Here is a 25416-nt window from a genome sequence, read left to right on the forward strand (position 1 = left end):
TAAAGGTTGAAGGGGGTCGTCATGAGCTGGACCGAGGTGCTCGGATTCGCCACTGGTGCCCTGTGCGTCTGGCTCGTCGCCCGGCAGCACGTCGCCAACTGGCCGATCGGCATCGCCAACAACGTCTTCTTCATCGTGCTCTTCGCCCAGGCCGGCCTCTACGCCGACGCCGGGCTCCAGATCGTCTTCATCGCCCTCGCCGTATACGGCTGGTGGTCCTGGACCCACGGGGGTGGACCAGGAACCACCGAGGCCCTGCCGGTGCGCCGCACCACGCGCACCGAATGGTTCTGGCTGGCCGCGGCGGGGGTGGTGGGGGTGCTCGCCCTCACCCTGCTGCTCGCGCGGGCCACCGACTCCACCGTCCCCTTCTGGGACGCCCTGACGACCGGGCTCTCCCTCGCGGCCACCTACGGACAGTGCCGCAAGCTCGTCGAGTCCTGGTGGCTGTGGATCGCCGCCGACCTCGTCTACATCCCGCTCTACGCCCACAAGGGCCTCTACCTGACCTCCGCGCTCTACGTCGGCTTCCTCGCCCTGTGCGTGGCCGGCCTGGCCGGCTGGCGGCGGACGCTCCCCGCGGAGGGCGTCCGTACGCAACGGGAGGTGCGGGCATGAGGCGCTTCGGGCACGGCCTGGTGCTGGGCAAGTTCTACCCGCCGCACGCCGGCCACCACCACCTGGTGCGCACCGCCCAGGACCGGTGCGAGCGGCTGACCGTACTGGTCTGCGCGGCCTCGGCGGAATCGGTCCCGCTCGCCGACCGGGTCGCGTGGATGCGCGAGGCGCACCCGGACGCGGTGGTCGTCGGCGCGGTCGACGACATCCCCGTCGACCTGCACGACCCGGCCGTCTGGGAGGCGCACATGGCGATCTTCCGGACCGCGGTCGGCGGGCCGGTCGACGCCGTCTTCACCTCGGAGGAGTACGGAACCGAGCTCGCCCGGCGGTTCGGCGCCGAGGAGGTCTGCGTGGACCTCGCCCGGACCCTGTTCCCGGTCTCCGGGACGGCCGTGCGGGCGGACCCCGTCGGCTGCTGGGACTACCTGGGACCGGCCGTACGGGCCGCCCTGACGCGGCGGGTCGTCGTCCTCGGGGCCGAGTCCACCGGCACCACCACCCTGTCGCGGGCACTCGCCGCCCACTACCGGCGGCGCGGCGGCGTCTGGGCCCGGACGGACTGGGTCGCCGAGTACGGGCGCCGGTACAGCGAGGAGAAGCTGGAGGCCGCCCGCGCGGCGGACCCGTCGGCCACCTGGGCGGACATCTCCTTCGCCTCCGAGGAGTTCCCGGTCATCGCGCGGCGCCAGGACGCCGAGGAGGAGCGGGCGGCCCGGACGGGCTCGCCGGTGCTGTTCTGCGACACCGACTCCTTCGCGACCGGCATCTGGCACGAGCGGTACACGGGCGGCCGCAGCGACGAGGTCGAGAAGACCGCCGCCCTGACCCGGCGGGACCTGTACCTGCTCACGGACGACGCGGACGTGCCCTTCGAGGACGACGGGCTGCGGGACGGCCCGCACCTGCGGCCCTGGATGACCGGGCGGTTCCGGGAGGAACTCGAAGCCACCGGCAGACGGTTCCTCCTCGTCCGCGGGAACCGCGAGGAACGGCTGGCGACAGCGGTCCGGGCCGTCGACGAACTGCTCGCCGAGGGCTGGTACTTCGCCGAGCCGCTCCCGGAGAACCGATGAGCGGGGCGCTGCCGGCGGGCTACGACCCGTACGCCTTCGCGCCGTTCGCGGTGACCGTCGACCTCGCGGTGTTCACCGTACGCGGCGGCCAGCTGCACGTGCTGCTGATCCGGCGCGGGCAGGAGCCGTACGCGGGGGCCTGGGCGCTCCCCGGCGGCTTCGTCCTGCCCCGGGAGTCCGCCGAGACGGCCGCACGCCGGGAACTGGCCGAGGAGACCGGCCTGTCGGAGCGGGTCGTGGCCGCGCTCCACCTGGAGCAGCTGCGCACCTACAGCGAACCGGACCGCGACCCCCGGATGCGGGTGGTCTCGGTGGCCTTCACCGCGCTGGTCCCGGACATGCCGGAGCCGGCGGCCGAGGGCGGCGGTGACGCGGCCCAGGCCCGCTGGATGCCGGTGGCCCGGGCGGCGGGCCTGGCCTTCGACCACGGGGTGATCCTGGCCGACGCGCGCGAGCGGATCGGCTCCAAGCTGGAGTACACCTGCCTGGCCACCGCCTTCTGCCCGCCCGAGTTCACCCTCGGGGAGCTGCAGTCCGTCTACGAGACCGTCTGGGACGCCGCCCTCGACCGCCCCAACTTCCGCCGCAAGGTCATGGCGACGCCCGGCTTCGTCGAGGCCGTGCCGGGCGCCGCCCGGCTGACCGGCGGCCGCGGCAAACCCGCCGCCCTCTACCGCCCCGGCCCGGCCACCACGCTTCATCCCCCTCTGCTCCGACCGGAAGGAACACCCCGATGACCTCGACGACGAAGCGAGCCGCGACGGGCGCCCTGACAGGCCTGGCCCTGGGCGACGCCCTCGGCTTCCCGACCGAGTTCAACGACGTGCCGTCGATCCTGGCCAAGACGGGCCCGTGGCGCGAGATGCGCCTGCCCAGCCCGGCGATCGTCACGGACGACACCCAGATGACCCTCGCCCTGGCCCGCGGCATCCGCACCGCGACCGACCGCGGCCGGGTGGGCCCGCTGAGCCTCGCCCGCCCCGTCCGGGAGGAGTTCGTCGACTGGTACCACTCCCCGGAGAACAACCGCGCCCCGGGCAACACCTGCCTGCGCGCCTGCTCGCTGCTGAACCAGCCGGACCGGGACTGGCGCGACGCCAGCCAGATCGGCTCCAAGGGCTGTGGGGCGAACATGCGGGTGGTCCCGGTGGGACTGGTACCGGACTGGACGGAGGAGGAACGGGCGGGCGCGGCCCAGCTCCAGTCGGCCCTCACCCACGGCCACCCGACGGCGCTCGCGGCCTCCGACCTCACGGCGCGCGCGGTGTACCTGCTGGCCGCGGGCACCGAGGTGACCGGCCTGGTCGGGCGGCTGCGCTCGTACGCCCTGGAGAACCGCACCCGCTACCACGAGCGCTGGCTCGGGGACCTGTGGATGCGGACCGCCTCCGACGCCTCGCCGGAGTCCTTCATGGCGAGGGGCTGGGACGAGTGCCTGGGGGTCCTGGACCGCCTGGCGGCCGCCCTGCGGTCCCCCTCCCCGGAGACCGACCCCTGTCTGACCACGGGTGACGGCTGGATAGCCGAGGAGGCCCTCGCCACGGCCCTGCAGTGCTTCCTGCTCTTCCCCGACGAGCCGCTGCTGGCCCTGCGCCGTGCGGCCTGCACGAGGGGCGACTCGGACTCCCTCGCCTGCCTGGCCGGCGCCTTCGCCGGAGCCCACCTCGGCGCGGACGTCTGGCCCCGCGAGTGGGAGGGCCGCATCGAGTACCGGGACGAACTCCTGGCCTTCGGCGCCCTCTGGGATGCTTGATCCATGCTGGATGCACTGAGTCTCGACCTGACCCCCGTCGTGGCGGAGCAGCCCGACCCGCTGCTCTTCGCCACGGTCTCGGGCGCCCACCTGTACGGATTCCCGTCCCGGGACTCCGACATCGACCTGCGGGGCGCCCACCTCCTCCCGGCGCAGGCCCTCCTCGGCCTGCGCGAGCCGGAGGAGACCCGTACCCGCATGTGGGACCGGGACGACGTGGAGATGGACCTGGTCACGCACGACCTGCGCAAGTTCGTCCGGCTGATGCTCAACCGCAACGGCTACGTCCTGGAGCAGCTGCTCTCCCCGCTGGTGGTCCACACGACTCCGGCGCACGAGGAACTGATCGCGCTGGCCCCCGGCGTCCTGACCTCCCACCACGCCCACCACTACCGGGGGTTCGCGAACACCCAGTGGCGGCTCTTCGGGAAGGCCGCCGAACTCAAGCCGCTGCTCTACGCGTTCCGGGCGCTGCTCACCGGCATCCACCTGATGCGGGCGGGCCGGGTGCAGGCGCACCTGCCGACCCTGCTGGCCGAGGTGCCGGAGGCGCCCGCGTACCTCGCCGCCCTGATCGAGGCCAAGGTGGCCGCCGAGCACGGAGGCTACGAGGGCCCGGCCCTCGACGGCGTACGGGCGGACTTCGAGGCGCTGCACGCGGTGCTGGACGACGCGCAGGCCGGCTCCGCGCTGCCCGGGCACGGGTCGGCGTTCGACGCCCTCGACGAGTTCGTCGTACGGCGGCGGGCGCTACACGGCTGACGCGCGGCGGGTGCGGACGAGGAAGTCCTGCACCCTGGCGTGGTCCGGTTCCGCGGGCAGCGGTGTGATCGCGAGGGCCGCCTCGGTCTCCTCCTGGAGGCGGGCCATCCAGGCGTCGGCCTCGTCCCAGGTGAGCTCCCCGCGGCGGACCGCGAGGAGCCGGTCGCGGTGCGGGCCGGCGTCGACGGTCAGCCGGCCGGTGCGCAGCAGGTCACGGCAGGACAGCAGCAGGCGCAGCAGGTGCATGGCGTGCTTCCAGCGCGGGGCCCCGTGGACGCGGACGTCCGCGAGGAGTTTGCCGCGCTGGGAGGCCGCGTACCGGCTGAAGCTGGTGTGCGCCCGGCGGGAGAGGAAGGCCCCGCGCAGGGAGAGCAGTTCCTCGCCGACCGGGGTGATGTGATCCACCAAGGGGGAGTGCAGGCACTCCAGGATGTTCGGGTTGGCCCGCAGGGCGAGTTCGCAGAAGCGCTCCAGCTCCCAGGAGAACTCCTCGTCCCGCGGCCCCTCCACGTGCGTGGGGGGCTTCTCGAACCGCCAGAACAGCGGCGTCGGGGCGAGGTAGACACCGCGCCGGTCGGTGTCGCTCGCCTCCGTCGCCAGCCCGAACGCCCGGGAGCCCATCACGCACCGGTAGACCGTGTGGTCGCGTACCAGCGTCAGATCGTCCATCCGGGGAGCGTAGGCACCTGACCTGCCGCTACGCGAGCGAGATACTGCCGTCCGCCGCGACCGTGATCTTCTTCTCGGCCAGCCCCTTGGTGGCCGGGCCCTTGGTCACGGCGCCGTCCGCGATCGCGAACTTGCTGCCGTGGCACGGGCAGTCGATGGACCCGTCCTCCACCTTGTTCACCAGGCAGCCCTGGTGTGGGCAGACGGCGGTGAAGCAGCGGAAGGACCCGGCCGTCGGCTGGGTCACCACCAGCTTCTTGTCCTTGAGGACCGTGCCGCCGCCCGTGGGCACGTCGGCCGTCTTGGTGATGGCCGCGCCGCCTCCCGCGCCGGTGTTCGAAGTGGCGGAGGGGGAGGGGGGAGGGGTGGCCGCGCCGCTCGCCTCGCCCTGGGGGGTCTGCTCACCGTCACTGCCGCAGGCGGTGAGCGCACCGCCGGCCAGGGCGGCCGCGCCCGCCGCCAGTACCGTGCGCCGGGCGGTGCGCGTGGGGTCGCTCATGAGTGTCTCCTCGCTTCGTGGCCGGATGGGGGCGTGCAGCATCCTGGCCTGCGGCGGGCCTCGGGTGAAGGTCCGCCGCGCCGTTTCATGAGCCCGGCTGCCATGTGACGAGTGAGGCAGGGCTGCCGGGTGTGCGTACGACCTCCCACACGTGGATCACGGCGTCCCGGTTCAACGGGCCGTGGACATGCGGGTAGCGGCCGCCCGATTCACCCTCCCGGCGCACCTCCGCGGTCAGCGCGCCCTCGTCGAGCTCGACCGCGAGCAGGGTGCCGGAGACCGCGCGGTAGTGCGCGTCGGCGATCGCGAGCGCCGTCGGGCGGTCCGCCGAACAGTGCACGAAACCCTCGGAGTCCAGCGAGGGCGGGGCGTACGGGAGCTCGGGCGCGGCGGCCCAGTCGGCGAGCGGGACGATGTGGAAGATCATGCAGATCGTTCTACCGCAGCGGCCCCGGACGTGTGCGCCAAGTGGCGGCACGTTCCGGTTCGAGTGACATTGTCCGTGTCTCGAAGCCGGGTACGGCGCTGTCCGCGCGACCCGGCCCCTCTTCGAAAGGCACGACCATGGCGGGTAATGACCTTGGTTCCCTTCTCGGCGGCCTCCTCGGCGGCGGCGGCCAGGGCGGGAGCGGCGGTGGGGGCAACGTCATCGGCGCGCTGCTCGGCGCGCTCATGGGCGCAGGGGGCGGGGGTGGCGGCGCCCAGGCGGCCGGCGGCGGCGCGAACAATCCGCTCGGCGGCCTGATGGACATGCTCGCCAAGTCCGGGCTCGTCGAGCAGGCGCAGTCCTGGGTCGGCACCGGCGAGAACCAGCCCGTCAGCGCCGAGCAGATCAAGGAGGCGCTGCCCGCCGACACCCTGCAGAAGGTCGCCGAGCAGACCGGGGTCAGCCCGGAGCAGGCCGCCGACCAGATCGCGCAGACGCTGCCGCAGGCGGTCGACAAGCTGACGCCGGCCGGCGAGGTGCCGTCCGGTTCGCTGGAGGACATCATCAGGGCGCAGAAGATCTGACCGTCGCCACAGCAGGGTTGAGGGCCCGGCCGCCGTCCCACCGGACGGACGGCCGGGCCCTCGTGGCGTCCGCTCTGGCTACCCTGGCCAGGCAGTCAGTCCCGTCGCCATGCCGTACGCACCCCTGGAGCGCCCGTGAGAACCGCCGTCGTCATCGGAACCGGACTGATCGGCACCTCGGCGGCGCTCGCCCTGTCCGCCCGCGGGATCACCGTGCACCTCGCCGACCACGACCCGGCCCAGGCCCGGACGGCGGCCGCCCTCGGGGCCGGCACCGACGAGGCCCCGCAGGACCAGGTCGACCTCGCGATCGTCGCCGTGCCGCCGGCCCACGTGGCCGCGACCCTGGCCGACCTGATCGGGCGCGGAGTGGCCCGCGCCTACGTGGACGTGGCCAGCGTCAAGGGCGGGCCGCGGCGGGAGCTGGCGGCGCTCGGCGTGGACGTCACCGCGTACATCGGGACGCACCCCATGGCCGGCAAGGAGCAGTCGGGGCCGCTCGCCGCCACGGCGGACCTCTTCGAGGGCCGCCCGTGGGTGCTGACCCCGACCCGGGACACGGAGCACGAGGTGCTGAACCTCGCGCTGGAGCTGGTGGCGCTGTGCCGGGCCGTACCGGTGGTGATGGACGCGGACGCGCACGACCGGGCGGTGGCGCTGGTCTCGCACACCCCGCAGCTCGTCTCCAGCATGGTCGCGGCCCGGCTGGAGGAAGCGGACGAGACGGCGGTGCGGCTGTGCGGGCAGGGCATCCGGGACGTGACCCGGATCGCGGCCTCCGATCCGCGGATGTGGGTGGAGATCCTGTCGGCGAACCCGGGGCCGGTCGCGGACGTCCTGGCCGGGATCGCGGCCGACCTGGAGGAGACCGTGGAGGCGCTGCGCGGTCTTCAGTCGGGCGACGTGGAGAAGCGGCGCGGTGGCGCGGCGGGCATCGAGGACGTGCTGAGGCGGGGGAACGCGGGGCGGGTGCGGGTGCCGGGCAAGCACGGTGCGGCGCCGATGGTCTACGAGACGGTTGCCGTGCTCATCAGTGACCAGCCGGGGGAGCTGGCGCGGATCTTCGCCGATGCGGGGCGGGCCGGGGTCAACATCGAGGACGTGCGGATCGAGCACGCGACGGGGCAGCAGGCGGGGCTCGTGCAGTTGATGGTGGAGCCGCGGGCGGTGGCCGGGCTGACGGCCGAGCTGAGGGAGCGGGGCTGGGCGCTGCGGCAGCAGTAGGCCTGCGGGCCGGCTCCCGGGGGCGCTGCCCCCGGACCCCCGCGCCTCAAACGCCGGCGGGGCTGGATTTGGCCCGTGGGGCTGGGATTGAGCGGCGGGGACGGGGTGGAAAACAGGGGCGGGGCCGGGGGTGGTCGGGGGCCGGTAACCTTGGGGAGGGGCGTTTTGCCGCGCCCGGACACGTACGCGCAACCAGGAAGGTGCCCGCACCGTGGAAACCGCAGCTCCGTCCGCCGTGATCGTCGCCATCGACGGTCCCTCCGGCACGGGCAAGTCCAGCACCTCCAAGGCCGTGGCCGCCAAGCTCGGGCTGCGCTACCTGGACACCGGTGCCCAGTACCGGGCCATCACCTGGTGGATGATCACCAACGGCGTCGACACCGACGACCCGCACGCCATCGCGGTCGCCGCGGGCAAGCCGTCGATCGTCTCCGGCACCGACCCGGGCGCGCCCACCATCACCGTGGACGGCCTCGACGCCGCAGGTCCCATCCGGACCCGGGAGGTCACCTCCAAGGTCAGCGCCGTCAGCGCCGTCCCCGAGGTGCGCACCCTCATCACCGAGCTGCAGCGCTCCATCGCCGCCGAGGCGGCCCGGGACGCCGAAGGCATCGTCGTCGAGGGCCGGGACATCGGCACCACCGTCCTGCCCGACGCCGACCTCAAGATCTTCCTGACCGCCTCCGCCGAGGCGCGCGCCGCCCGGCGCAGCGGAGAGCTCCGCGGCAAGGAGGCCGCCGACCTCGCGGCCACCAAGGAGGCGCTGATCAAGCGCGACGCGGCGGACTCCGGTCGCAAGACCTCCCCGCTGGCCAAGGCCGGCGACGCCGTCGAGGTGGACACCACCGAGCTCACGCTCGACCAGGTCATCGAGTGCGTCGTGACCCTGGTGGAAGAGAAGCGGGCGGGCCGCAAGTGAGTGAAGCGCCCTCCCTCAAGGGTGCGGCGGTCGGCAGGCGCATCGGCATCGGGCTCATGTACGGGCTGTGGAAGCCGCGCGTGCTGGGGGCCTGGAAGGTGCCCGTCTCGGGCCCCGTCATCCTTGCCGTGAACCACTCGCACAACATCGACGGCCCGATGGTCATGGGCACCGCCCCGCGGCCGCTGCACTTCCTGATCAAGAAGGAGGCGTACGTGGGCCCGCTCGGCCCCTTCCTGGAAGGGATCGGGCAGGTCAGGGTCGACCGCGGCGGCCCCGACCGCTCGGCGATAGGCCGCGCCCTCGGCGTGCTCGACAATGGAGGGGCCCTGGGGATATTTCCCGAGGGCAGCCGGGGCGAGGGAGACTTCGCCTCGCTGCGCGCGGGCCTCGCGTACTTCGCGGTCCGCAGCGGCGCGCCCGTCGTGCCCGTCGCCGTCCTCGGCAGCACCGAGAACCGCGGCAAGCTGATCCCGGGGCTGCCGGCCTTCAAGAGCCGGGTCGACGTCGTCTTCGGCTCGGCCTTCGACGCGGGGGACGGCAGTGGCCGCCGTACCCGTACCGCACTGGACGAGGCCACCGTACGCATCCAGGACCGGCTGACCGCCCACCTGGCCGATGCCAAGCGCCTCACCGGGCGCTGAGCGAGACTTGACCTAGTAGTGGAACCGCGCTGCGCGGGTGCCACCGATCACCACGAACGACGAGGAACGGACTTCATGAACGACCAGCACGACCACGGAGCACTTGGCGATGCCGAGTACGCGGAGTTCATGGAGCTCGCCGCGGAAGAGGGCTTCGACATCGAGGAGGTCGAAGGCGCCATCGAGGAGGCGGGCCACGGCCCGCTGCCCGTCCTCGCCGTCGTGGGCCGCCCGAACGTCGGCAAGTCGACCCTGGTGAACCGGATCATCGGCCGTCGCGAGGCGGTCGTCGAGGACAAGCCCGGCGTCACCCGCGACCGCGTCACGTACGAGGCCGAGTGGGCCGGCCGCCGCTTCAAGGTCGTCGACACCGGCGGCTGGGAGCAGGACGTCCTCGGCATCGACGCCTCCGTCGCCGCCCAGGCCGAGTACGCCATCGAGGCCGCCGACGCGGTCGTCTTCGTCGTCGACGCCAAGGTCGGCGCCACCGACACCGACGAGGCCGTCGTCCGCCTGCTGCGCAAGGCGGGCAAGCCCGTCGTCCTGTGCGCCAACAAGGTCGACGGCCAGAGCGGCGAGTCCGACGCGGCCTCCCTGTGGTCGCTGGGCCTCGGCATGCCGCACCCGGTCTCCTCGCTGCACGGCCGCGGCACCGGCGACATGCTCGACGCCGTCCTGGAGGCCCTGCCCGAGGCCCCCGAGCAGACCTTCGGCGCCGCCGCCCCCGGCGGCCCGCGCCGCATCGCGCTGATCGGCCGCCCGAACGTCGGCAAGTCCTCGCTGCTCAACAAGGTGGCGAAGGAGGACCGCGTCGTCGTCAACGAGATGGCCGGCACCACCCGCGACCCGGTCGACGAGCTGATCGAACTCGGCGGCATCACCTGGAAGTTCGTCGACACCGCCGGCATCCGCAAGAAGGTCCACCTCCAGCAGGGCGCCGACTACTACGCCTCGCTGCGCACGGCCGCCGCCGTCGAGAAGGCGGAGGTCGCGGTCATCCTGATCGACACGACCGAGAACATCAGCGTCCAGGACCAGCGCATCATCACCATGGCCGTCGAGGCGGGCCGCGCGATCGTGATCGCGTACAACAAGTGGGACGAGCTCGACGAGGAGCGCCGCTACTACCTCGAGCGCGAGATCGAGACCGAGATGCAGCAGGTCGCCTGGGCGCCCCGGGTGAACGTCTCGGCGCTCACCGGCCGCCACATGGAGAAGCTGGTCCCGGCGATCGAGACGGCGCTGGCGGGCTGGGAGACGCGGATCCCCACCGGTCGGCTGAACGCCTTCCTCGGCGAGGTCGTCGCCGCCCACCCGCACCCGATCCGCGGCGGCAAGCAGCCCCGCATCCTGTTCGGCACCCAGGCGGGCAGCAAGCCGCCGCGGTTCGTCCTCTTCGCCTCCGGCTTCCTGGAGCACGGCTACCGGCGCTTCATCGAGCGCCGGCTGCGCGAGGAGTTCGGCTTCGAGGGCACCCCGATCCACATCTCGGTGCGGGTGCGCGAGAAGCGCGGCGCCCAGTACAAGAAGAAGAAGTAGCCGGGCGGCGGACCCCCAGGGGTCAGTAGCCTCGGCGCGGAGCGGGCGGCAGGGCCGCCGGGATGTGCGTCATCCCGGTCTGGTGCTGCCGCCCGCCGGCATGTCCGGGGCTGCCCGCGTACGAGTACGCCGGCTGCGGCTGGTGCTGCGGCTGCGGGGTGTACGAGGGCTGCCAGTCGTCCACCCGCTGCCACCCGGAACCGCTCCAGCCGCCGCCGTACGTGCCGCCGCCGGTGTACGTGGCCCCGTACGAGAAGGCCGTGAACCCGAGGTCCTCCTCGCCCGTACGGTCGCCCGGCAGCGCCCGGAAGGCGCGCAGGTACTCCGAGTACAGCGTGTCGTAGATCGGGGTGTGCGAGACGGCCGGAGAGCTGTCCCGGTCCCGTGCGGGACGCATCGCGGGGACGGTGCTCGGATAGGACGGGGCGTGGGAGGAGTCGTATGAATGCACGTACCAGCCAACGAAACCGGCGCTCTGCGGATGCGGGGTGACGGGGGAGAAAACACAGATCGCCGGGGGTGTGCGGGACGGACCGCACACCCCCGGCGCACGCCGCCCGGCCCCCTCGGCGGGGGCTGGGCGGCCGTTCCGGTGCCGACCGGGGATCAGGCGCCGGGCGTACCCGCCAGCGGCATCGCGGCGGCCACGAGCTTGCCCGCGGCGGCGGCCTTGTCCAGCGCGTCGCGCAGCAGGTCCTCACGGGGCTGCTGGCCGATGGAGCCGACCGGGGCGGCGTAGATGAGCACGCGCTTGGTCTTGTTGACGGCGGCCCGCCAGCCGTCGGTGACCGAGAGCGCCTGGTGCGCCTGCCACCAGGCGACCTGGCCGCCGCCCTCGGTGCCGGGCTGCAGTACGGCGTGCAGCTGGCCGGCGGCGAGCAGGACCGACCAGCCGCCCAGGACGGTGGGGAGCTCGGCCGTGTCGGTGACCGGGATGAAGCCCTGCTCGATGAGGAGCGGCAGGAAGTCGTCGCCGGGGCCGTCGCTGCCGGGGCGGGCGATCGGCGCGGTCGGCTCGACCACCAGGGCGGGGTGCAGCTCGCCGCCGATGAGGACCAGGCCGCTGGTGATGCCGAGGACGGCCTGGCCGCCGGGGACGTGCTGCGGGGCGTTCCCGCCGGCGGGATCGGCGGGCGCCGGGCTGTCGCCGGTGATGCTGCGGACGGCTCCCTGGAGCTGCTCCTCGGAGACGGTGACGACCTGCGAGGGGATGCAGGTGGCGTGGGCGAAGGCGAGGACGGCGGTCTCCTCGCCGACGAACAGCACCGTGCTGGTGCGGTCGTTCTCGGGGTCGCCCGGGGTGCGGCAGGAGGTGCAGTCGTAACTGCGCGGAGCGTCGTCGCCGACGAGCAGCCTGTCGGCTTCTTCGTCACCGATCTCGGCACGTACCTCATCACTGACGTCGAGCATGCGCGGCACGGGGTGACTCCTCGGCATAGTGCGGGTCCGGGGGCTCCCGGCTCGCCGGGCTCAACGGGGGAGCGGCGGCCGGGGTCACGCCATTGGAGGGAACGGATTCGAACCGGGCCCCCGAAAGAGTGAACCGTCCGACCGGTGCTTTGTTTTCGTGCCAACTGTTTTCCTGTTGTGTGCAGTTGATGCCCGGGTGTGGCCGTTTGGCTCAGGAGTGGCGCATCGGCCGACCGGGTGGGGTGCGGTGACCTGCAGCGTGGCGGGCCGGAGGGGGCCGAGGGCGGCTGCGTAGCGTGACCCGATGCCCCACCTCCGGATCCCCCGGGCCGCCGGTGCCGCCTCCGCCGTCGCCGCCGTGCTGGTGCTCGCGCTCCCCGGCGGAGCACGGGCCGAGGCTCCGCCGCCGCCCGCGCCCGGACCGGCCGGGGCGGCGCACCCAGGCTCGCCGGGCGTGATCGGGGACGGGCCGGGGGACTGCGGACCGGGCGGGCAGTGGCCCTGGGACTGCGTGGCCGACTGCGAGAGCGGCGGGCGGTGGGCGGTCAACACCGGCAACGGCTTCTACGGCGGGCTGCAGTTCTGGCAGCCGACGTGGGAGGAGTACGGTGGGCCGGCGTTCGCGAAACGGGCCGACCTGGCGAGCCGCGAACAGCAGATCCGGGTCGCCGAGGACGTCCTCGGCACACAGGGGTGGAACGCGTGGCCGGTGTGCTCGAAGCGGTACGGGCTGGCGGGACGGATGCACACGGTGCGGGCCGGGGACACCCTGGAGTCGATCGCCCGCAAGCACGGGGTGCGGGGCGGCCGGCAGGCGCTGTACGAGGCGAACAGGGAGCTGCTCGGGCCGGGCCCGGCGGCGCTCGCGGTGGGCGTGCTGCTGGTGATCCCGGTGCCGGAGCCTCCCGCCGTGCCGGCACCGGCCGGGCCGAACCCGCCTCCCGCCGACGCAGGGGCCCCTCCGCCGGCCCCGGCTCCCACCCCGGAGCCGGTCGTTCCGTCATCTCCGTCACCGCCCGGGGTGAACCGCCCGGCCTCACTCGTCCGCGGGTCGAACGGTTCCTGACGCGGTCGGGCCCCGCCCGGGACCGCTGGCAGACTCGGGGAATGCTCGATACCTCCGCACGACTGCTGCGCCTGCTCTCCCTGTTGCAGGCACGCCGCGAATGGACCGGGGCCGATCTCGCGGCGCGCCTCGGGGTCACCGCGCGGACGGTCCGGCGCGACGTGGACCGGCTGCGGGAGCTGGGGTATCCGGTGAACGCCAGCCCCGGGACCGGCGGCGGCTACCAACTGGGGGCGGGCGCCGAGCTGCCGCCGCTGCTGCTGGACGACGACGAGGCCGTGGCCGTCGCCGTCGGGCTGCGGACCGCCGCCGGGAACGGGGTCGAGGGGATCGGCGAGGCCTCCGTACAGGCCCTCGCGAAGCTGGAGCAGGTGCTGCCGTCGCGGCTGCGGCGCAGGGTGTCCGCGCTCAACGAGTTCACCGTGCCGATGCTGCGCGGCGCCCAGCGGTCCACCGTGGACGCCTCGGTGCTGACCGACCTGGCCTCCGTCTGCCGGGACGCCGAGCGGCTGCGCTTCGGGTACCGGGACCACGAGGGCAACGTCAGCCGCCGTACCGTCGAGCCGCACCGGCTGGTGTGCACCGAGAGGCGCTGGTACCTGGTCGCCTGGGACCTGGACCGGGAGGCGTGGCGCACCTTCCGCGCCGACCGGATCGAGCCCAGACCGCCGCACGGTCCGCGGTTCACGCCGCGCCCGCCGCCCGCCGAGAACCTCGCCGCGTACGTCTCCGAGGGCGTGTCCCAGCGGGTGTACGCGGCCCGCGCGGTGGTGCGGCTGAAGGTTTCCGCACAGGAGGCGGCGCGGATCATCGAGCCGAGCGACGGGGTCCTGGAACCGGTCGACGCGCAGAGCTGTCTGCTGCGCACCGGAGCCGTGAACCTGGACGTTCTGGTGATTCACATCATGCTGCTCGGCTGTGAGTTCGAAGTGGTCGAGCCCCCGGAGCTGACGGATCGGATCACGGCCGCGCGGGATCTCCTGGGGAGGGCCGTGGAAGCCGCAGAAGTGAAGGAAATGTAGCGGTCCTGAGGGTCATTCAGCTGGTCTGGTCCAAGGGGCTCGTGACAATCTCCGGCAGAAATTCTGCGGTACTTCACGCCCATTCCGAACCGCTTGCGCGCCGGGCGTGTCGCGGGCCGGAAAACAATTCGCGGCTGTAGATATTCTGTGACACAAGCGTGACCCGGGACGGACGAACGTCCGGGCGTGGCGCTGACGAACGCCGAAGGCGGGCCGGGTCGATGACCCGGCCCGCCTTCGTGTCGCGGGGTGAGGTGGTGCGTACCGCGCCCCCGCGGCGGGACCGTCAGCCGCCGGCGACCGGGCGGGCGGCGGCCCCCCGGGCGGCGGCCCGCTCGGTGTGCGCCGGACGGCGGCTGCCGACCGGGGTGACCGGCATCCGCTCGGAGCGGATGACGTGCGGCCGGCCGGCCGGGTGCACGGCGGGCCGGGGCGCCGGGGAGTGCCCGGTGGCGGTCGGGGCGCCGGCCGCCACGGGAGCGGGGGCCGGTTCCTCGGCGGAGTCGGTGACCCGCCGGAGCTGCCACTTGCCGCCCGCGGAGAGCAGCGGGGTGAGCGCGGAGACGACGGGTGCGGGCATCCGTCCGGTCTCGGCGCGCCGGCGCAGCAGCTCGCGCAGGTCGAAGACGTAGGCCTCGGTCCGTGCGATGAGCGGCTCGAACCAGGGGAGCGCCAGCAGGATCAGCAGGCCCGCGGACCAGCCGAGCAGGACGTCACTGATCCAGTGGGTGCCGAGGTACACGGTGGTGGCGCCGACGCTCAGCGAGACGACCGCGGACACCACGGACAGCACCCGCCGGGTGACCACGGTGGAGGCCAGGTACGCCAGGATGCCCCAGGTCACAACGGCGTTGGCGGTGTGGCCCGAAGGAAATATATCGCCGCCGGCGAAGAGTTCGGCGGATCCGATCTCGGTGGCGTAGTGCGGGCCGAGCCGGCCGAGGCCGAGCTTGACGGAGCCGACGGTGACGTTGAGCAGCAGCAGCGCCACGCCGAGGGTGATCAGCGGGCGGAGGGTGTGCTGCCGCCAGGAGCGCCAGCCGAGCCAGGCGGCGACCATGACCGCGGTGGGTCCGCGCTGGCCGAGCACGACGAGGTAGTCGAGGAAGGCGTGCAGCTGCGGCCACTGCTCGTAGGGCCGGAAGAACATGACCTGCCAGTCCAGGCGGACCAGCCACGAAGTGGTCAGTACGGCCACCACGATTGCGAGATAGAAGACGAGGGTCGATCCCAGGAGTACGACGCGGTGCCGGCTCATCTGCGGCGTTTGCAGATGAGCCGGTCGCTCTGGTTCCCGGTCCAGCCGGGCGAACACCCGCTCCAGACGGGTCAGGATTTGGTCGGTACGCACTCAATCGACGTTACCGCGCGACGATGGGCACCCCGCGCGAATCGCCGGCTTTGTGATGACCATGTGATGTGGAGTTGGTCTCACGCGGGACTTAATTGTCGTTATTTCGGAAGCGGTTGGACCCCTCTTGATCCACTGCCCCGGGAAATTCTTTCGGCCGCTTACCCGGACTTTATTGCCGCAGGTCATTTCTTTTGCCGAAAGGCAGTTGCGTGTGATTCATTCCGTTATGTGCGGACTCTATGGAGGACCCGAGCCGTTCAGCCAGAACGCCCCGTAGACCGCCGAGGCCAGGGCCGCCGCGCCCAGCACCGTCGCCGAGCGCCGGATCCGCCACCGGGCCAGCGCCAGCGCCGGCGGCAGCAGCAGCGGAAAGGCCGGCAGCAGCAGCCGGGGCTTGGAGCCGAAGTACCCGGACGCGCACAGCGCCAGCGCCACGACGATCCCGCAGTACACGAGCAGCGGCGCCGGCTGCCGCTGCCGGACGCACCTCCCGTACAGCCACAGCACCAGTACGACCCCCGCGATCAGCCCCACCCCGGCGAGGAACGCGGACGAGGCCAGCTTCGCCCCGACGAACCGGGCGAAGGCGTAGCCGCCGTCGAAGCCGTTGCCCCAGCCGCCCTGCACGTCCAGGTACCCGAGCAGCCCGCCCCCGGTACGCGCGCCGACCCACAGCACGTACGCCGCCGCCCCCGCCGGAGCCAGCAGCGCCCCCGCCGCCATCCGCCACGACCGCTCCCCGCGCCGCCAGGCCAGGGCCGCGGCCACCCACACCGCCGCGACCACCGCCGCGCCGACCGGGCGGGTCAGTCCGGCCCCGGCCGCGAGCAGTCCCGCCGTCAGCCACCGGCCGCGCAGGGCCCCGTACAGCGCCCAGGCGGCCAGCGCGGTGAAGAGCGACTCGCTGTACGCCATGGACTGCACGATCCCGACGGGCAGCGCCGCCCAGACCGCGACCGCGAACACCCCGGCCCGGCGGCCGTGGAGCAGGTCGGCCACCGCGAAGATCCCCCACGCAGCCGCGAGCCCGGCGAGCACCGACACCACCAGGCCCGCCGAGCCGTACGAGAGCCCGGTCACCGCCGAGACCACCCGTTCCAGCCATGGCAGCAGCGGGAAGAACGCCAGGTTCGAGTGAACGTCCCCGTTCGGGAGGAGCACCTCGTACCCGTATCCCTCCGCGGCGATGCGGGCGTACCAGAGGGAGTCCCAGCGGGCCGACAGCAGCGTGTGCGGGCTGCTGCCGGCCACCGCACCCCACACCGCGAGCACGGTCAGCCCGAGCAGCCGGACCCCCGCGAAGACGGCCAGCGCGGGCGCGGCCCGGCGAAATCCAAGATCTTTCACGGGCATGATTATCGGTGGCGCCGGCAGGACATCCCTCGAGGCCGGGGCCGAGGACCACGGGCCGTGACCGGGCGTGCACACGGGGGAGGGATCGCGGTGGGCGGAGTGGCACACGCCACACGGGGGCCGTCGCCGGGATGAGAGCTTGACCACGTGTCGGACAGGCGAACTCGCGTACGCTGACCGTTCACTCGCGTGTCGATGCCGGACCCCGCTGGACGCCGCACAGCACCACCCCCCGTGGCTCCACAAGACGCTGGTCCACCGAGCGCGAGGGATCACCTGGGAGGTACATGCATGTCGGGGACGAACGCGGCCGGGGTCAAGACCCCGTCCCCGTGGCAGCGGATCAGCGCCGCCTCCGGCGGGGCCAACCGTTGGGTCGTCCTGGCGGTCCTCTGCGTCAGCCTGGTCCTCGTCGCGCTCGACGCGACGATCCTGCACGTGGCCGTCCCCTCCGTCACCGAGGACCTGCGCCCGGGCCCGATGGAGCTCCTCTGGATCGTCGACGCCTACCCGCTGGTCTGCGCCGCGCTGCTCATCCTCTTCGGCACCCTCGGCGACCGGGTCGGCCGCCGCCGCATCCTCCTCCTCGGCTACGGACTCTTCGGCGTGGCCTCCGCGATGGCGGCCCTCGCCGACAACGCCCAGGTCCTCATCGCCGCGCGCGCCCTGCTCGGCATCGGCGGCGCGATGATCATGCCCGCCACCCTGTCGATCCTGCGCCAGGTCTTCCCCGACCGGCGCGAGCGAGCCCTCGCCATCGGGATCTGGACCGCGGTCGCCGCCGTCGGCGCCGCCAGCGGGCCGGTCCTCGGCGGCCTCCTCGTCCAGCACTACTGGTGGGGCTCGGTCTTCCTCATCAACATCCCGCTGATGGCACTGATCCTGCCGCTCGGCCGCTGGCTGCTGCCTGAGTCGCGCGGCGCGGCGGACGGGCCGTGGGACGTGCTCGGCGCGCTGATGGCCGCCGCCGGTGTGCTCGGATCGGTGCTCGGGATCAAGCGGCTGGGCGCCGAACGGCAGCTCCTCGACGCCGAGGCGCTGGTGCCGCTGCTGCTCGGCGCGGCGCTGCTCGTGCTGTTCGCACGGCGGCAGAAGCGGCGCGCGCACCCGCTGATCGACATGCGGATGTTCTCCCGCGCCGCCTTCTCCACCTCGGTCGCCTGCATCGTCCTCGCCATGCTGGCCCTGGTCGGCCTGGAGCTGATCGCGGTCCAGTACCTGCAGCTCGTCCTGCACCTCAGCCCGCTGGAGACCGGCCTGCGGCTGCTCCCGCTGACCTTCGCCGCCATGGCCGCGGGGGCCACCGGGTCCTACACCCTGGGCCGGATCGGGCCGCGCACGATGGTGTCGCTGGGCTTCCTGCTGACGGCCTTCGCCGTGCTCCTGCTGACGCTCATGGGCCAGCAGGACCGGCCGCTGCTGCTGACCGTCGGCTTCATCCTGCTCGGCTTCGGACTGCAGACCACGCTGTTCGCCGCGTACGAGTCGATGCTGAGCGAGGCTCCGGCGGAGACGGCGGGCGGCGCGGCCTCCATCGGCGAGACCTCGTACCAGCTGGGCGCGGGCATCGGCATCGCGCTGCTGGGCAGCGTGATGAACGCGGCGTACCGGCCGGGGCTCGTGGGGGTGCCGGGAGTTTCGGTGGCGGATTCGGCGGGCGCGGCGAACTCTCTGGGCGAGGCCTACCAGATCGCGGCGGGCCTCGGGGGGCCGGCGGGGGCCGCGCTGTACGCCGCCGCGCGGCACTCCTTCGTGCACGGGCTGCACGTGACGCTGCTGGTGAGTGCGGGGCTGCTGTTCGCGGGGGCGGTGATGGCGCTGAAGTTGCCGCGGGCGATGGAGGTGGAGTGCGGGGCCGCGGCCGCGGTGGGGGCGGGGGCTTCGGGGGAGCCGGTGCGGTTGCCTGCGCAGGCGAAGGGTGAGGTGCGGGCGTCCGCGGTCGAGCACGCGGGCTGAGCGGTCGGGTGCCGGGTGCCGGGTGCGGCGCCGTTGCCGGGGGCGCTGCCCCCGGACCCCCGCGCCTCAATCGCCGGCGGGGCTTGAATTGGCCTGGCTGGGCTGGATGTGCCCGGGCTCAAGGATTCGGGGCTCCGCCCCGGACCCCCGCGCCTCAATCGTCGGCGGGGCTTGAATTGGCCCGGCGAGGCTGGATGTGCCCGGGCTCGAAGATCGGGGCTCCGCCCCGGACCCCCGCGCCTCAATCGTCGGCGGGGCTTGAATTGGCCCGGCGAGGCTGGATGTGCCCGGGCTCGAAGATCGGGGCTCCGCCCCGGACCCCGCGCCTCAAACGCCGGCGGGGCTGGATTTGGCCCGGCGGGGCTTGAATTGGCCCGGCGGTGCTGGAATTGGCCAGGCTGGGCTGGACTTGGCTCGGTGGGGCGTGAAAACTTGCGCTGCTAGGTTCTACTCAGGCCGCCGGGAGGCCCCGTGTCCGCGTTCCTGCCCCATGATCCGCTCGGGCTCGACGAGCTCCTCGGGCCCGAGGACCTCGCCGTCCGGGACACCGTGCGTGCGTGGGCCGCCGATCGGGTCCTGCCGAACATCGCCCAGTGGTACGAGAGCGGCGAGCTGCCCGCTATCCGGGAGCTGGCCCGGGAACTCGGCGCCATCGGGGCGCTCGGGATGTCCCTGGAGGGATACGGGTGTGCCGGCGCCAGCGCCGTGCAGTACGGCCTCGCCTGCCTGGAGCTGGAGGCCGCCGACTCCGGCATCCGTTCGCTGGTCTCCGTACAGGGATCGCTGGCCATGTACGCGATCTGGAAGTACGGCTCCGAGGAGCAGAAGCAGCGCTGGCTGCCCGGCATGGCCGCGGGCGAGCTGATCGGCTGCTTCGGGCTGACCGAGCCCGACGTGGGCTCGGACCCCGCCGCGATGCGGACCTACGCCAAGCGCGACGGCGGCGACTGGGTGCTGAACGGGCGCAAGATGTGGATCACCAACGGGTCGGTGGCCTCCGTCGCCGTGGTGTGGGCGCAGACCGACGAGGGCATCCGCGGGTTCGCGGTGCCCACCGACACCGCCGGCTTCTCCGCGCCGGAGATCAAGCACAAGTGGTCGCTGCGGGCCAGTGTCACCAGCGAGCTGGTCATGGACGACGTACGGCTGCCCGCCGACGCCGTGCTGCCGCTCGTCACCGGGCTCAAGGGTCCGCTCGGCTGCCTCAGCCACGCGCGGTACGGGATCATCTGGGGGTCCATGGGCGCGGCGCGCGCCAGCTTCGAGTCCGCACTCGCCTACGCGAGGACGCGGGAGCAGTTCGGCAAGCCGATCGGCGGCTTCCAGCTCACCCAGGCCAAACTGGCGGACATGGCCCTCGAACTCCACAAGGGCATCCTGCTCGCCCACCACCTGGGCCGGCGGATGGACGCGGGCACCCTGCGGCCGGAGCAGATCAGCTTCGGCAAGCTCAACAACGTCCGCGAGGCCATCGAGATCTGCCGTACCGCGCGGACCATCCTCGGTGCCAACGGGATCTCCCTCGAATACCCCGTCATGCGGCACGCCACCAACCTCGAATCGGTCCTCACCTACGAGGGCACCGTCGAGATGCACCAGCTGGTGCTGGGCAAGGCGCTCACCGGGCTGGACGCCTTCCGGTGAGAGCCCTGCTCAGCTCTGGTTGAAGAAGTCGCGCGAGCGGCCGCCGGCCTCGCCGCTCACGATCTGGGTGTCGGCCGGGGTCAGCAGGAAGACCCTGGTCGCCACCCGCTCGATCGAACCGCGCAGCCCGAAGGTCAGTCCGGCCGCGAAGTCGACGACGCGCTTCGCGTCGCCCGGGTCCATCGACGACAGGTTCACGATCACCGGGACCCCGTCGCGGAACAGCTCGCCGATGCCCCGCGCGTCACGGAAACCGTCCGGGGTGACCGTCGCGATCCGACGGCCGTGCTCCACGGCGGACTCGGAGGCCACCCTGACCCGCGGGTCGGTGACCCACTGCTCGCCGGGGCCGGCCACCGAACCCTGGGCGGCCTCCGCGTAGTCGTCGTCGTAGTAGCGCTCGTCGTCGCTGTCCTCCACGAGACCCAGCCAGGCACTCGCCTTGCGCACCGAACCCATGGACTGCCTCCTTTCACCGCGGTCAGTCTGTCTTCTCTCCGCTGCCCCTATGCTCGTCCATGATGCTGACAACGCGCCAAGTGGATAGTCGCCGCGCAGGGGTTTCGTGACGGTACTGGTGCAGAACATCCGTTGCACGGTCAAGGATCCTGGTGGCTACCACTGCTGACTGAGTGAAAATACGACCGGCGGGGCCGTCCGGGTGGGCGATGCGGACGTACGAGTGAATGACGCGGGTCGATACCATGCCCTGCAAGCATGCGTACGACACACGGGGGAAGCAGCTTGTTCGGCATCGTGAGACCTTGCACGCACCGGCTGGGGGAGCGGTTCAAGGCGGAGTGGATGGCCCATCTGTGCGGGCTGTGTCTGGCACTTCGCGGAGACCACGGGCAGTTCGCCCGGATCGTCACGAACTATGACGGGCTGCTCGTCTCCGTTCTGACGGAGGCTCAGTCCGGTCCCGCGCCCGGCACCCGGCGCACGGCGGGGCCCTGCCCCCTGCGCGGGATGCGCACCGCCGCCGTGGCCAAGGGTGAGGGTGCGCGGCTCGCGGCCGCCGTCTCGCTCGTCCTCGCCTCCGCGAAGGTGCGCGACCACGTGGCCGACCGGGACGGGATGTTGGCCCGCGCCCCCATCGCCGCGGCCGCGCGCAAGGTGGCCCGCGGCTGGGACCGGGCCGGCGCCCGCACCGGGGCCTCGCTCGGATTCGACACGGCGGTGCTCGTCGACGCCGTGGACCGGCAGGCGGGCATCGAGACGCTGGCGGGCCCCGGCACGCCCGTGCTCGTGGTGACCGAGCCGACGGAGACGGCGACGGCCGCCGCCTTCGCGCATACCGCACAGCTGGCCGGGCGGCCGGGCAACGCCCCCGCACTGGCCGAGGCGGGCCGGTACTTCGGGCGGCTCGCGCACCTGCTGGACGCGGTCGAGGACCAGGGCGCCGACGCCGCGGCGGGCGCCTGGAACCCGCTCACCGCCACCGGGACCTCGCTCGCCGAGGCCCGCAGGCTCTGCGACGACGCCCTGCACGGCATCAGGCTGGCCCTGCGAGAGGTCGAATTCGCGGACGCCGGGCTCGCCCACCGGCTGCTCGTGCACGAGCTGCGCACCTCGGTGGACCGAGCCTTCGGGACCAGCGGCTGCGGGCACACGGCGACGGCGTCCACCGGGCAGGGCGGGAACCCGTACGCGGGCCAGCCGTACGGTGGCCAGGGCGGGAACCCGTACGGCCAGAACCCGTACGGCGGGGCTCCGTACGGCGGGGCTCCGTACGGCGGCGGAGCGGGCGGTCCCGGCGGCCCCGGGATGCCGCCCCCCGGCCCGGGCGGGTTCGGCGGTGCGCAGCCTCCGCAGAAGCCCCGCCGCGGCCTGCTCGCCGGCTGTGCGGTCGCCATCGGGCTGTTCTGCACCTGCCAGATGTGCTGCACCAGTTACGAGGGGCCGTGGTCCCGGAAGAAGCGGGACCCGTTGTGCGACGCCTGTGACTGCTGCGACTGCTGCCCCTGCGACGGCTGCTGAGGTCCCTTCAGATTCCACAGGTCCGGACGGCGTACGCGGGGATTCCCGTCCGGACCCGTGTGGAAGGGGTGTGCGGGATGAGCGATGACGCAGACGGCCCGCACGCCGCCCTCCCCCCGACTCCGTCCGCGGGGACACCAGGGCCCGCAGACGACCCGGAAGGTCGAATTCCGGCCGTTCCGGGGCGCCGGCGCACGGCCGCGGGCGTCGTGCGCACCCTCCTCATCGCCGCCGGCGAGGGCGACGGCAGCCTCCCGGCCGTCTTCGACGATGCCGCCGGCGGGCGCTCCGGCCACCGCTTCCGTTCCCTGAACCCCGGTATAGCCGACGCGCGGGCGGAGGCTGAAAGCCGCTCTTGCGACCGGTAACCGACGACAGGACACTCCCGACAGCGCTTGTCAGGGGCACGGCCAAAGTTCATGCGCCCGCCGTGCCCCCGGCTGCGCCTCACGGGCCCAGGCACCCCCACATCCGCCGGGCCCCAGACCCTCTCCAGGAGGACGAGAAGTGAGGATCAAGCGCATGACCCGTACCAGGCTGCTCGCGATGGCCACCGGCCTGGCCGCCGCCGCAGCACTCGTCGCAGTCCCCACGGCGGCGAGCGCGGACTCGCAGGACGGCGGGTTCAGTGCCGACCGGCTCGCCTCGGCCGGCGCATCCGTCCTGCGCGCCGACGTCGCGGGCACCGCCTGGCACACCGACCCCGCCACCGGGACCCTCGTGGTCTCCGCCGACTCCACGGTCTCCGCCGCCGCCATCGCGAGAATCAAGCGCGAGGCCGGGGCGGACGCCGCGGCACTGCGCATCGAGCGCATCCCCGGCAAGCTGTCCAAGCTGGCCTCCGGCGGAGACGCCATCTACGCGTCGAGCTGGCGCTGTTCGCTGGGCTTCAACGTGCGCAGCGGCAGCAACTACTACGCGCTCACCGCCGGGCACTGCACGGACGGCGCCGGCACCTGGTGGACCAACTCCGCCCGCACCAACGTGCTCGGCTCCACCACCGGATCCAGCTTCCCGAACAACGACTACGGGCTGATCAAGTACGCCAGCAACTCGCCCGTGCCCCCGGGGACCGTCGGCGGCCAGGACATCACCAGCGCCGTGAACGCCACGGTCAACATGTCCGTGACCCGGCGCGGCTCCACCACCGGCACCCACAGCGGCCGGGTCACCGGTCTCAACGCCACGGTCAACTACGGCGGCGGCGACGTCGTCTACGGCATGATCCGCACCAACGTGTGTGCCGAACCCGGCGACAGCGGCGGCCCGCTCTACTCGGGCACCCGCGCCGTGGGTCTCACCTCCGGCGGCAGCGGCAACTGCTCCTCGGGCGGGACGACCTTCTTCCAGCCCGTGGTCGAGGCCCTCAACGCCTACGGGGTCAGCGTCTACTGACGTGACCCACGCGCCCCCCGTCGCACCCCTGGACGTCCTCCCGCCTTCTGGGAGGATGTCCGGGTGACCGTGTCCGCGGGGGAGGCAGGTTTCTGCATGAAACGTATCGGCGTGACCGGGCACCGGTTCCTTCCGGCGTCGGTGCTCGGCCATGTGGAGAGCGGTCTGCGGGCCGTACTGGGCGGCCACGACGGGCCGTTGGAGGCCCTCTCCAGCCTCGCCGAGGGAGCGGACCAGCTGTTCGCCGTCATCGCCCTCGAATACGGCGCCGACCTCACCGTGGTGATCCCCAGCGGGGACTACGAGGACGGCTTCGAGGACGCCGAGTCCCTCGACCGCTACCGGCGGCTCAAGCTCCGGGCCACCCAGGAGGTCCGGATGGACTTCATCCGCTCCACGGACGAGGCCTACTACGCCGCCGGCACCTACATCGCCGACTCCTGCGACCGGCTCGTCGCCGTCTGGGACGGGCAGCCCGCCCGCGGGCACGGCGGCACCGGTGAGATCGTCGCCTACGCGCGGGCCCTCGGCAAGCCGGTCACCGTCATCTGGTGCGAGGGCGTGGCCCGGGACTGAGCCACACCCCCCACCGCGCTCTCCTCAACTGCTGTGCCGAACCAGCCAGTCCGTGTGCTGCGGGGAGACGTACCGCTCGGTCTCGTACACCGACGAAGGCCACTGGGACTCGGTGATGGTCGTCTGCATCACCACCATCATCGCCGCCAGATCCTGCTCGATCAGGGTGTGCGCCTCGATCAGCGGATGGTGGCGGCGCACCTCGTTCCAGGCGATGCCGGCCGCCGCCGCGGCGCTCAGCAGCGCGGTCAGCTTCGGCCCCGGACCCGACCCGAACGAACCCAGCAGCGCGAACAGCAGCGCCAGACAGGTCAGCAGCACGATCGTCCAGGACCACAGGTTCGTCGCCCGCCGGGACACCTCCGCGCGCCGCCGGTACCAGTTGCGCTGCTCGATCAGCCGGTCCCGGACGTACGTCTCCCGCCGCGCCTGGTAGTCCATCCCGCGCAGCCGCTGCATCGCGCCGGTGATCTCCCCGCCCTCCGGCACCGTTCCGCCGGTCCGCGGATCCTCCCAGCCCATCTTCCGCAGCTCGTCCAGGCCCGCCTCCAGCCGCGTCCGGTACGTCGACTCGGGCGCGGCGACCTCACTGCCGAACGGCGCCCCGTGCACCGCGTACCGCCAGGCCAGGGACTTGATGAACTCGGCCGCGCTGCGGTTGAGCTGCCACTGCGGGCGGGCCCGGCGCCGGGTCGCCCGCATGCCCACGCCCAGCACCCCCGCGTACGCGAGCACGCTCAGCAGCCCGAAGAGGTGCAGCGAGCCCAGCTTCGGCCCCGAGGGCAGTGCGGCGGCCCCGGCGGCCGCGACGAGCAGCACCAGCTGGGCACGGGTGGCCTGGGTGGACTCCCGCTGCCGGGAGATCGCGGCCTGGTCGGTGTGGTGGAAGAGGGCCGGCAGGTCCTCGTTTCGAAAGGTCATGCTGTCGGTCACAGCGCCCCCCTGC

Annotated in this window: 27 protein-coding genes; 18 read left to right on the top strand and 9 right to left on the bottom strand. The window is 73.0% G+C overall.

The window, feature by feature from the left end; translation table 11 throughout:
* Positions 1–21: 21 nt before the first annotated feature.
* Genes pnuC through OG534_RS28655 form a run of 5 tightly spaced genes read left to right on the top strand, consistent with a single transcriptional unit; the run spans position 22 to position 4209 of the window.
* Complete coding sequence (gene pnuC, locus OG534_RS28635; protein ID WP_326591786.1) at positions 22–618, top strand: nicotinamide riboside transporter PnuC; 597 nt, start codon at positions 22–24, stop codon at positions 616–618.
* Entirely contained in the window at positions 615–1694 is a 1080-nt protein-coding gene (locus OG534_RS28640) for an AAA family ATPase (RefSeq protein ID WP_326591788.1), read from the top strand. Before pnuC ends, OG534_RS28640 begins: the two co-directional genes overlap by 4 nt.
* Positions 1691–2431, top strand: a complete 741-nt coding sequence (locus OG534_RS28645; RefSeq protein WP_326591790.1) for an NUDIX hydrolase — start codon at positions 1691–1693, stop codon at positions 2429–2431. Before OG534_RS28640 ends, OG534_RS28645 begins: the two co-directional genes overlap by 4 nt.
* Positions 2428–3447, top strand: coding sequence for an ADP-ribosylglycohydrolase family protein (locus tag OG534_RS28650; RefSeq protein WP_326591792.1), 1020 nt, complete (start codon positions 2428–2430; stop codon positions 3445–3447). Before OG534_RS28645 ends, OG534_RS28650 begins: the two co-directional genes overlap by 4 nt.
* A 3-nt stretch (positions 3448–3450) precedes the next feature.
* A complete protein-coding gene (locus OG534_RS28655; protein WP_326591794.1) occupies positions 3451–4209 on the top strand; it encodes a nucleotidyltransferase domain-containing protein in 759 nt (252 codons plus the stop codon).
* Here the strand turns inward: OG534_RS28655 and OG534_RS28660 are convergent.
* The 3 genes from OG534_RS28660 to OG534_RS28670 all read right to left on the bottom strand — a co-directional run bounded on the left by OG534_RS28660 (position 4198) and on the right by OG534_RS28670 (position 5804).
* Entirely contained in the window at positions 4198–4878 is a 681-nt protein-coding gene (locus OG534_RS28660; RefSeq protein WP_326591796.1) for a nucleotidyltransferase domain-containing protein, read from the bottom strand. The two genes, OG534_RS28655 and OG534_RS28660, sit on opposite strands and share 12 nt — an antisense overlap.
* A gap of 28 nt (positions 4879–4906) precedes the next feature.
* The gene (locus OG534_RS28665) at positions 4907–5377 is read right to left on the bottom strand and encodes a Rieske (2Fe-2S) protein (protein ID WP_326591797.1); all 471 of its coding nucleotides are present in this window, start codon (positions 5375–5377) and stop codon (positions 4907–4909) included.
* Between the two features lie 85 nt (positions 5378–5462).
* Positions 5463–5804, bottom strand: coding sequence for a DUF952 domain-containing protein (locus tag OG534_RS28670; protein ID WP_326591798.1), 342 nt, complete (start codon positions 5802–5804; stop codon positions 5463–5465).
* Positions 5805–5902: 98 nt separating this feature from the next.
* Between OG534_RS28670 and OG534_RS28675 the strand changes: the two genes are divergently transcribed.
* The 5 genes from OG534_RS28675 (at position 5903) to der (ending at position 10714) form a co-directional block, all read left to right on the top strand.
* Complete coding sequence (locus OG534_RS28675) at positions 5903–6388, top strand: YidB family protein (protein ID WP_442807248.1); 486 nt, start codon at positions 5903–5905, stop codon at positions 6386–6388.
* A 135-nt stretch (positions 6389–6523) separates the two neighbouring features.
* Positions 6524–7612 (top strand): prephenate dehydrogenase, encoded by a 1089-nt coding sequence (locus tag OG534_RS28680; RefSeq protein ID WP_326591802.1) that lies wholly within the window; start codon positions 6524–6526, stop codon positions 7610–7612.
* A gap of 211 nt (positions 7613–7823) precedes the next feature.
* Positions 7824–8531 carry a (d)CMP kinase gene (gene cmk / locus OG534_RS28685; protein ID WP_326591804.1) on the top strand — a complete coding sequence of 236 codons (708 nt, stop codon included), beginning with the start codon at positions 7824–7826 and terminating at the stop codon, positions 8529–8531.
* Between the two features lie 56 nt (positions 8532–8587).
* On the top strand, positions 8588–9175 hold the full coding sequence (locus OG534_RS28690; protein ID WP_326593922.1) for a lysophospholipid acyltransferase family protein: 588 nt from the start codon (positions 8588–8590) through the stop codon (positions 9173–9175).
* A 75-nt stretch (positions 9176–9250) separates the two neighbouring features.
* Complete coding sequence (gene der, locus OG534_RS28695) at positions 9251–10714, top strand: ribosome biogenesis GTPase Der (protein WP_326591805.1); 1464 nt, start codon at positions 9251–9253, stop codon at positions 10712–10714.
* A 22-nt stretch (positions 10715–10736) separates the two neighbouring features.
* Here der and OG534_RS28700 read toward each other — a convergent pair whose 3' ends face one another.
* Positions 10737–11111: a hypothetical protein gene (locus OG534_RS28700; RefSeq protein WP_326591807.1), complete on the bottom strand. Its 375-nt coding sequence runs from the start codon at positions 11109–11111 to the stop codon at positions 10737–10739.
* 209 nt (positions 11112–11320) lie between these two features.
* Positions 11321–12133, bottom strand: a complete 813-nt coding sequence (locus OG534_RS28705; RefSeq protein WP_326591809.1) for a hypothetical protein — start codon at positions 12131–12133, stop codon at positions 11321–11323.
* A gap of 295 nt (positions 12134–12428) precedes the next feature.
* Between OG534_RS28705 and OG534_RS28710 the strand changes: the two genes are divergently transcribed.
* Both OG534_RS28710 and OG534_RS28715 read left to right on the top strand, forming a co-directional pair.
* Entirely contained in the window at positions 12429–13190 is a 762-nt protein-coding gene (locus OG534_RS28710) for a LysM peptidoglycan-binding domain-containing protein (RefSeq protein ID WP_326591811.1), read from the top strand.
* 41 nt (positions 13191–13231) lie between these two features.
* The gene (locus tag OG534_RS28715; protein ID WP_326591812.1) at positions 13232–14212 is read left to right on the top strand and encodes a helix-turn-helix transcriptional regulator; all 981 of its coding nucleotides are present in this window, start codon (positions 13232–13234) and stop codon (positions 14210–14212) included.
* Positions 14213–14498: 286 nt separating this feature from the next.
* Here the strand turns inward: OG534_RS28715 and OG534_RS28720 are convergent, their stop codons facing one another.
* Both OG534_RS28720 and OG534_RS28725 read right to left on the bottom strand, forming a co-directional pair.
* Complete coding sequence (locus OG534_RS28720; protein ID WP_326591814.1) at positions 14499–15563, bottom strand: phosphatase PAP2 family protein; 1065 nt, start codon at positions 15561–15563, stop codon at positions 14499–14501.
* A gap of 240 nt (positions 15564–15803) precedes the next feature.
* Positions 15804–16919: a hypothetical protein gene (locus OG534_RS28725; RefSeq protein ID WP_442807162.1), complete on the bottom strand. Its 1116-nt coding sequence runs from the start codon at positions 16917–16919 to the stop codon at positions 15804–15806.
* 291 nt (positions 16920–17210) lie between these two features.
* Between OG534_RS28725 and OG534_RS28730 the strand changes: the two genes are divergently transcribed.
* The gene (locus tag OG534_RS28730; protein ID WP_326591816.1) at positions 17211–18875 is read left to right on the top strand and encodes an MFS transporter; all 1665 of its coding nucleotides are present in this window, start codon (positions 17211–17213) and stop codon (positions 18873–18875) included.
* Between the two features lie 471 nt (positions 18876–19346).
* A complete protein-coding gene (locus tag OG534_RS28735) occupies positions 19347–20519 on the top strand; it encodes an acyl-CoA dehydrogenase family protein (RefSeq protein ID WP_326591817.1) in 1173 nt (390 codons plus the stop codon).
* Positions 20520–20528: 9 nt separating this feature from the next.
* Here the strand turns inward: OG534_RS28735 and OG534_RS28740 are convergent, their stop codons facing one another.
* Positions 20529–20978 carry a cell division protein SepF gene (locus OG534_RS28740; protein WP_052875748.1) on the bottom strand — a complete coding sequence of 150 codons (450 nt, stop codon included), beginning with the start codon at positions 20976–20978 and terminating at the stop codon, positions 20529–20531.
* Positions 20979–21263: 285 nt separating this feature from the next.
* Between OG534_RS28740 and OG534_RS28745 the strand changes: the two genes are divergently transcribed.
* The 4 genes from OG534_RS28745 to OG534_RS28760 all read left to right on the top strand — a co-directional run bounded on the left by OG534_RS28745 (position 21264) and on the right by OG534_RS28760 (position 24470).
* On the top strand, positions 21264–22499 hold the full coding sequence (locus OG534_RS28745) for a DUF5685 family protein (protein WP_326591819.1): 1236 nt from the start codon (positions 21264–21266) through the stop codon (positions 22497–22499).
* Between the two features lie 77 nt (positions 22500–22576).
* Positions 22577–22867 (top strand): hypothetical protein, encoded by a 291-nt coding sequence (locus OG534_RS28750; protein ID WP_326591820.1) that lies wholly within the window; start codon positions 22577–22579, stop codon positions 22865–22867.
* A 139-nt stretch (positions 22868–23006) separates the two neighbouring features.
* On the top strand, positions 23007–23894 hold the full coding sequence (locus OG534_RS28755; protein WP_442807163.1) for a S1 family peptidase: 888 nt from the start codon (positions 23007–23009) through the stop codon (positions 23892–23894).
* A gap of 96 nt (positions 23895–23990) precedes the next feature.
* A complete protein-coding gene (locus OG534_RS28760) occupies positions 23991–24470 on the top strand; it encodes a hypothetical protein (protein ID WP_326591822.1) in 480 nt (159 codons plus the stop codon).
* Positions 24471–24494: 24 nt separating this feature from the next.
* Here the strand turns inward: OG534_RS28760 and OG534_RS28765 are convergent, their stop codons facing one another.
* Positions 24495–25391: a DUF4231 domain-containing protein gene (locus tag OG534_RS28765; RefSeq protein WP_326591823.1), complete on the bottom strand. Its 897-nt coding sequence runs from the start codon at positions 25389–25391 to the stop codon at positions 24495–24497.
* Between the last annotated feature and the right edge of the window lie 25 nt (positions 25392–25416).

The sequence above is a fragment of the Streptomyces sp. NBC_01294 genome (assembly GCF_035917235.1).
Taxonomy (GTDB): domain Bacteria; phylum Actinomycetota; class Actinomycetes; order Streptomycetales; family Streptomycetaceae; genus Streptomyces; species Streptomyces caledonius.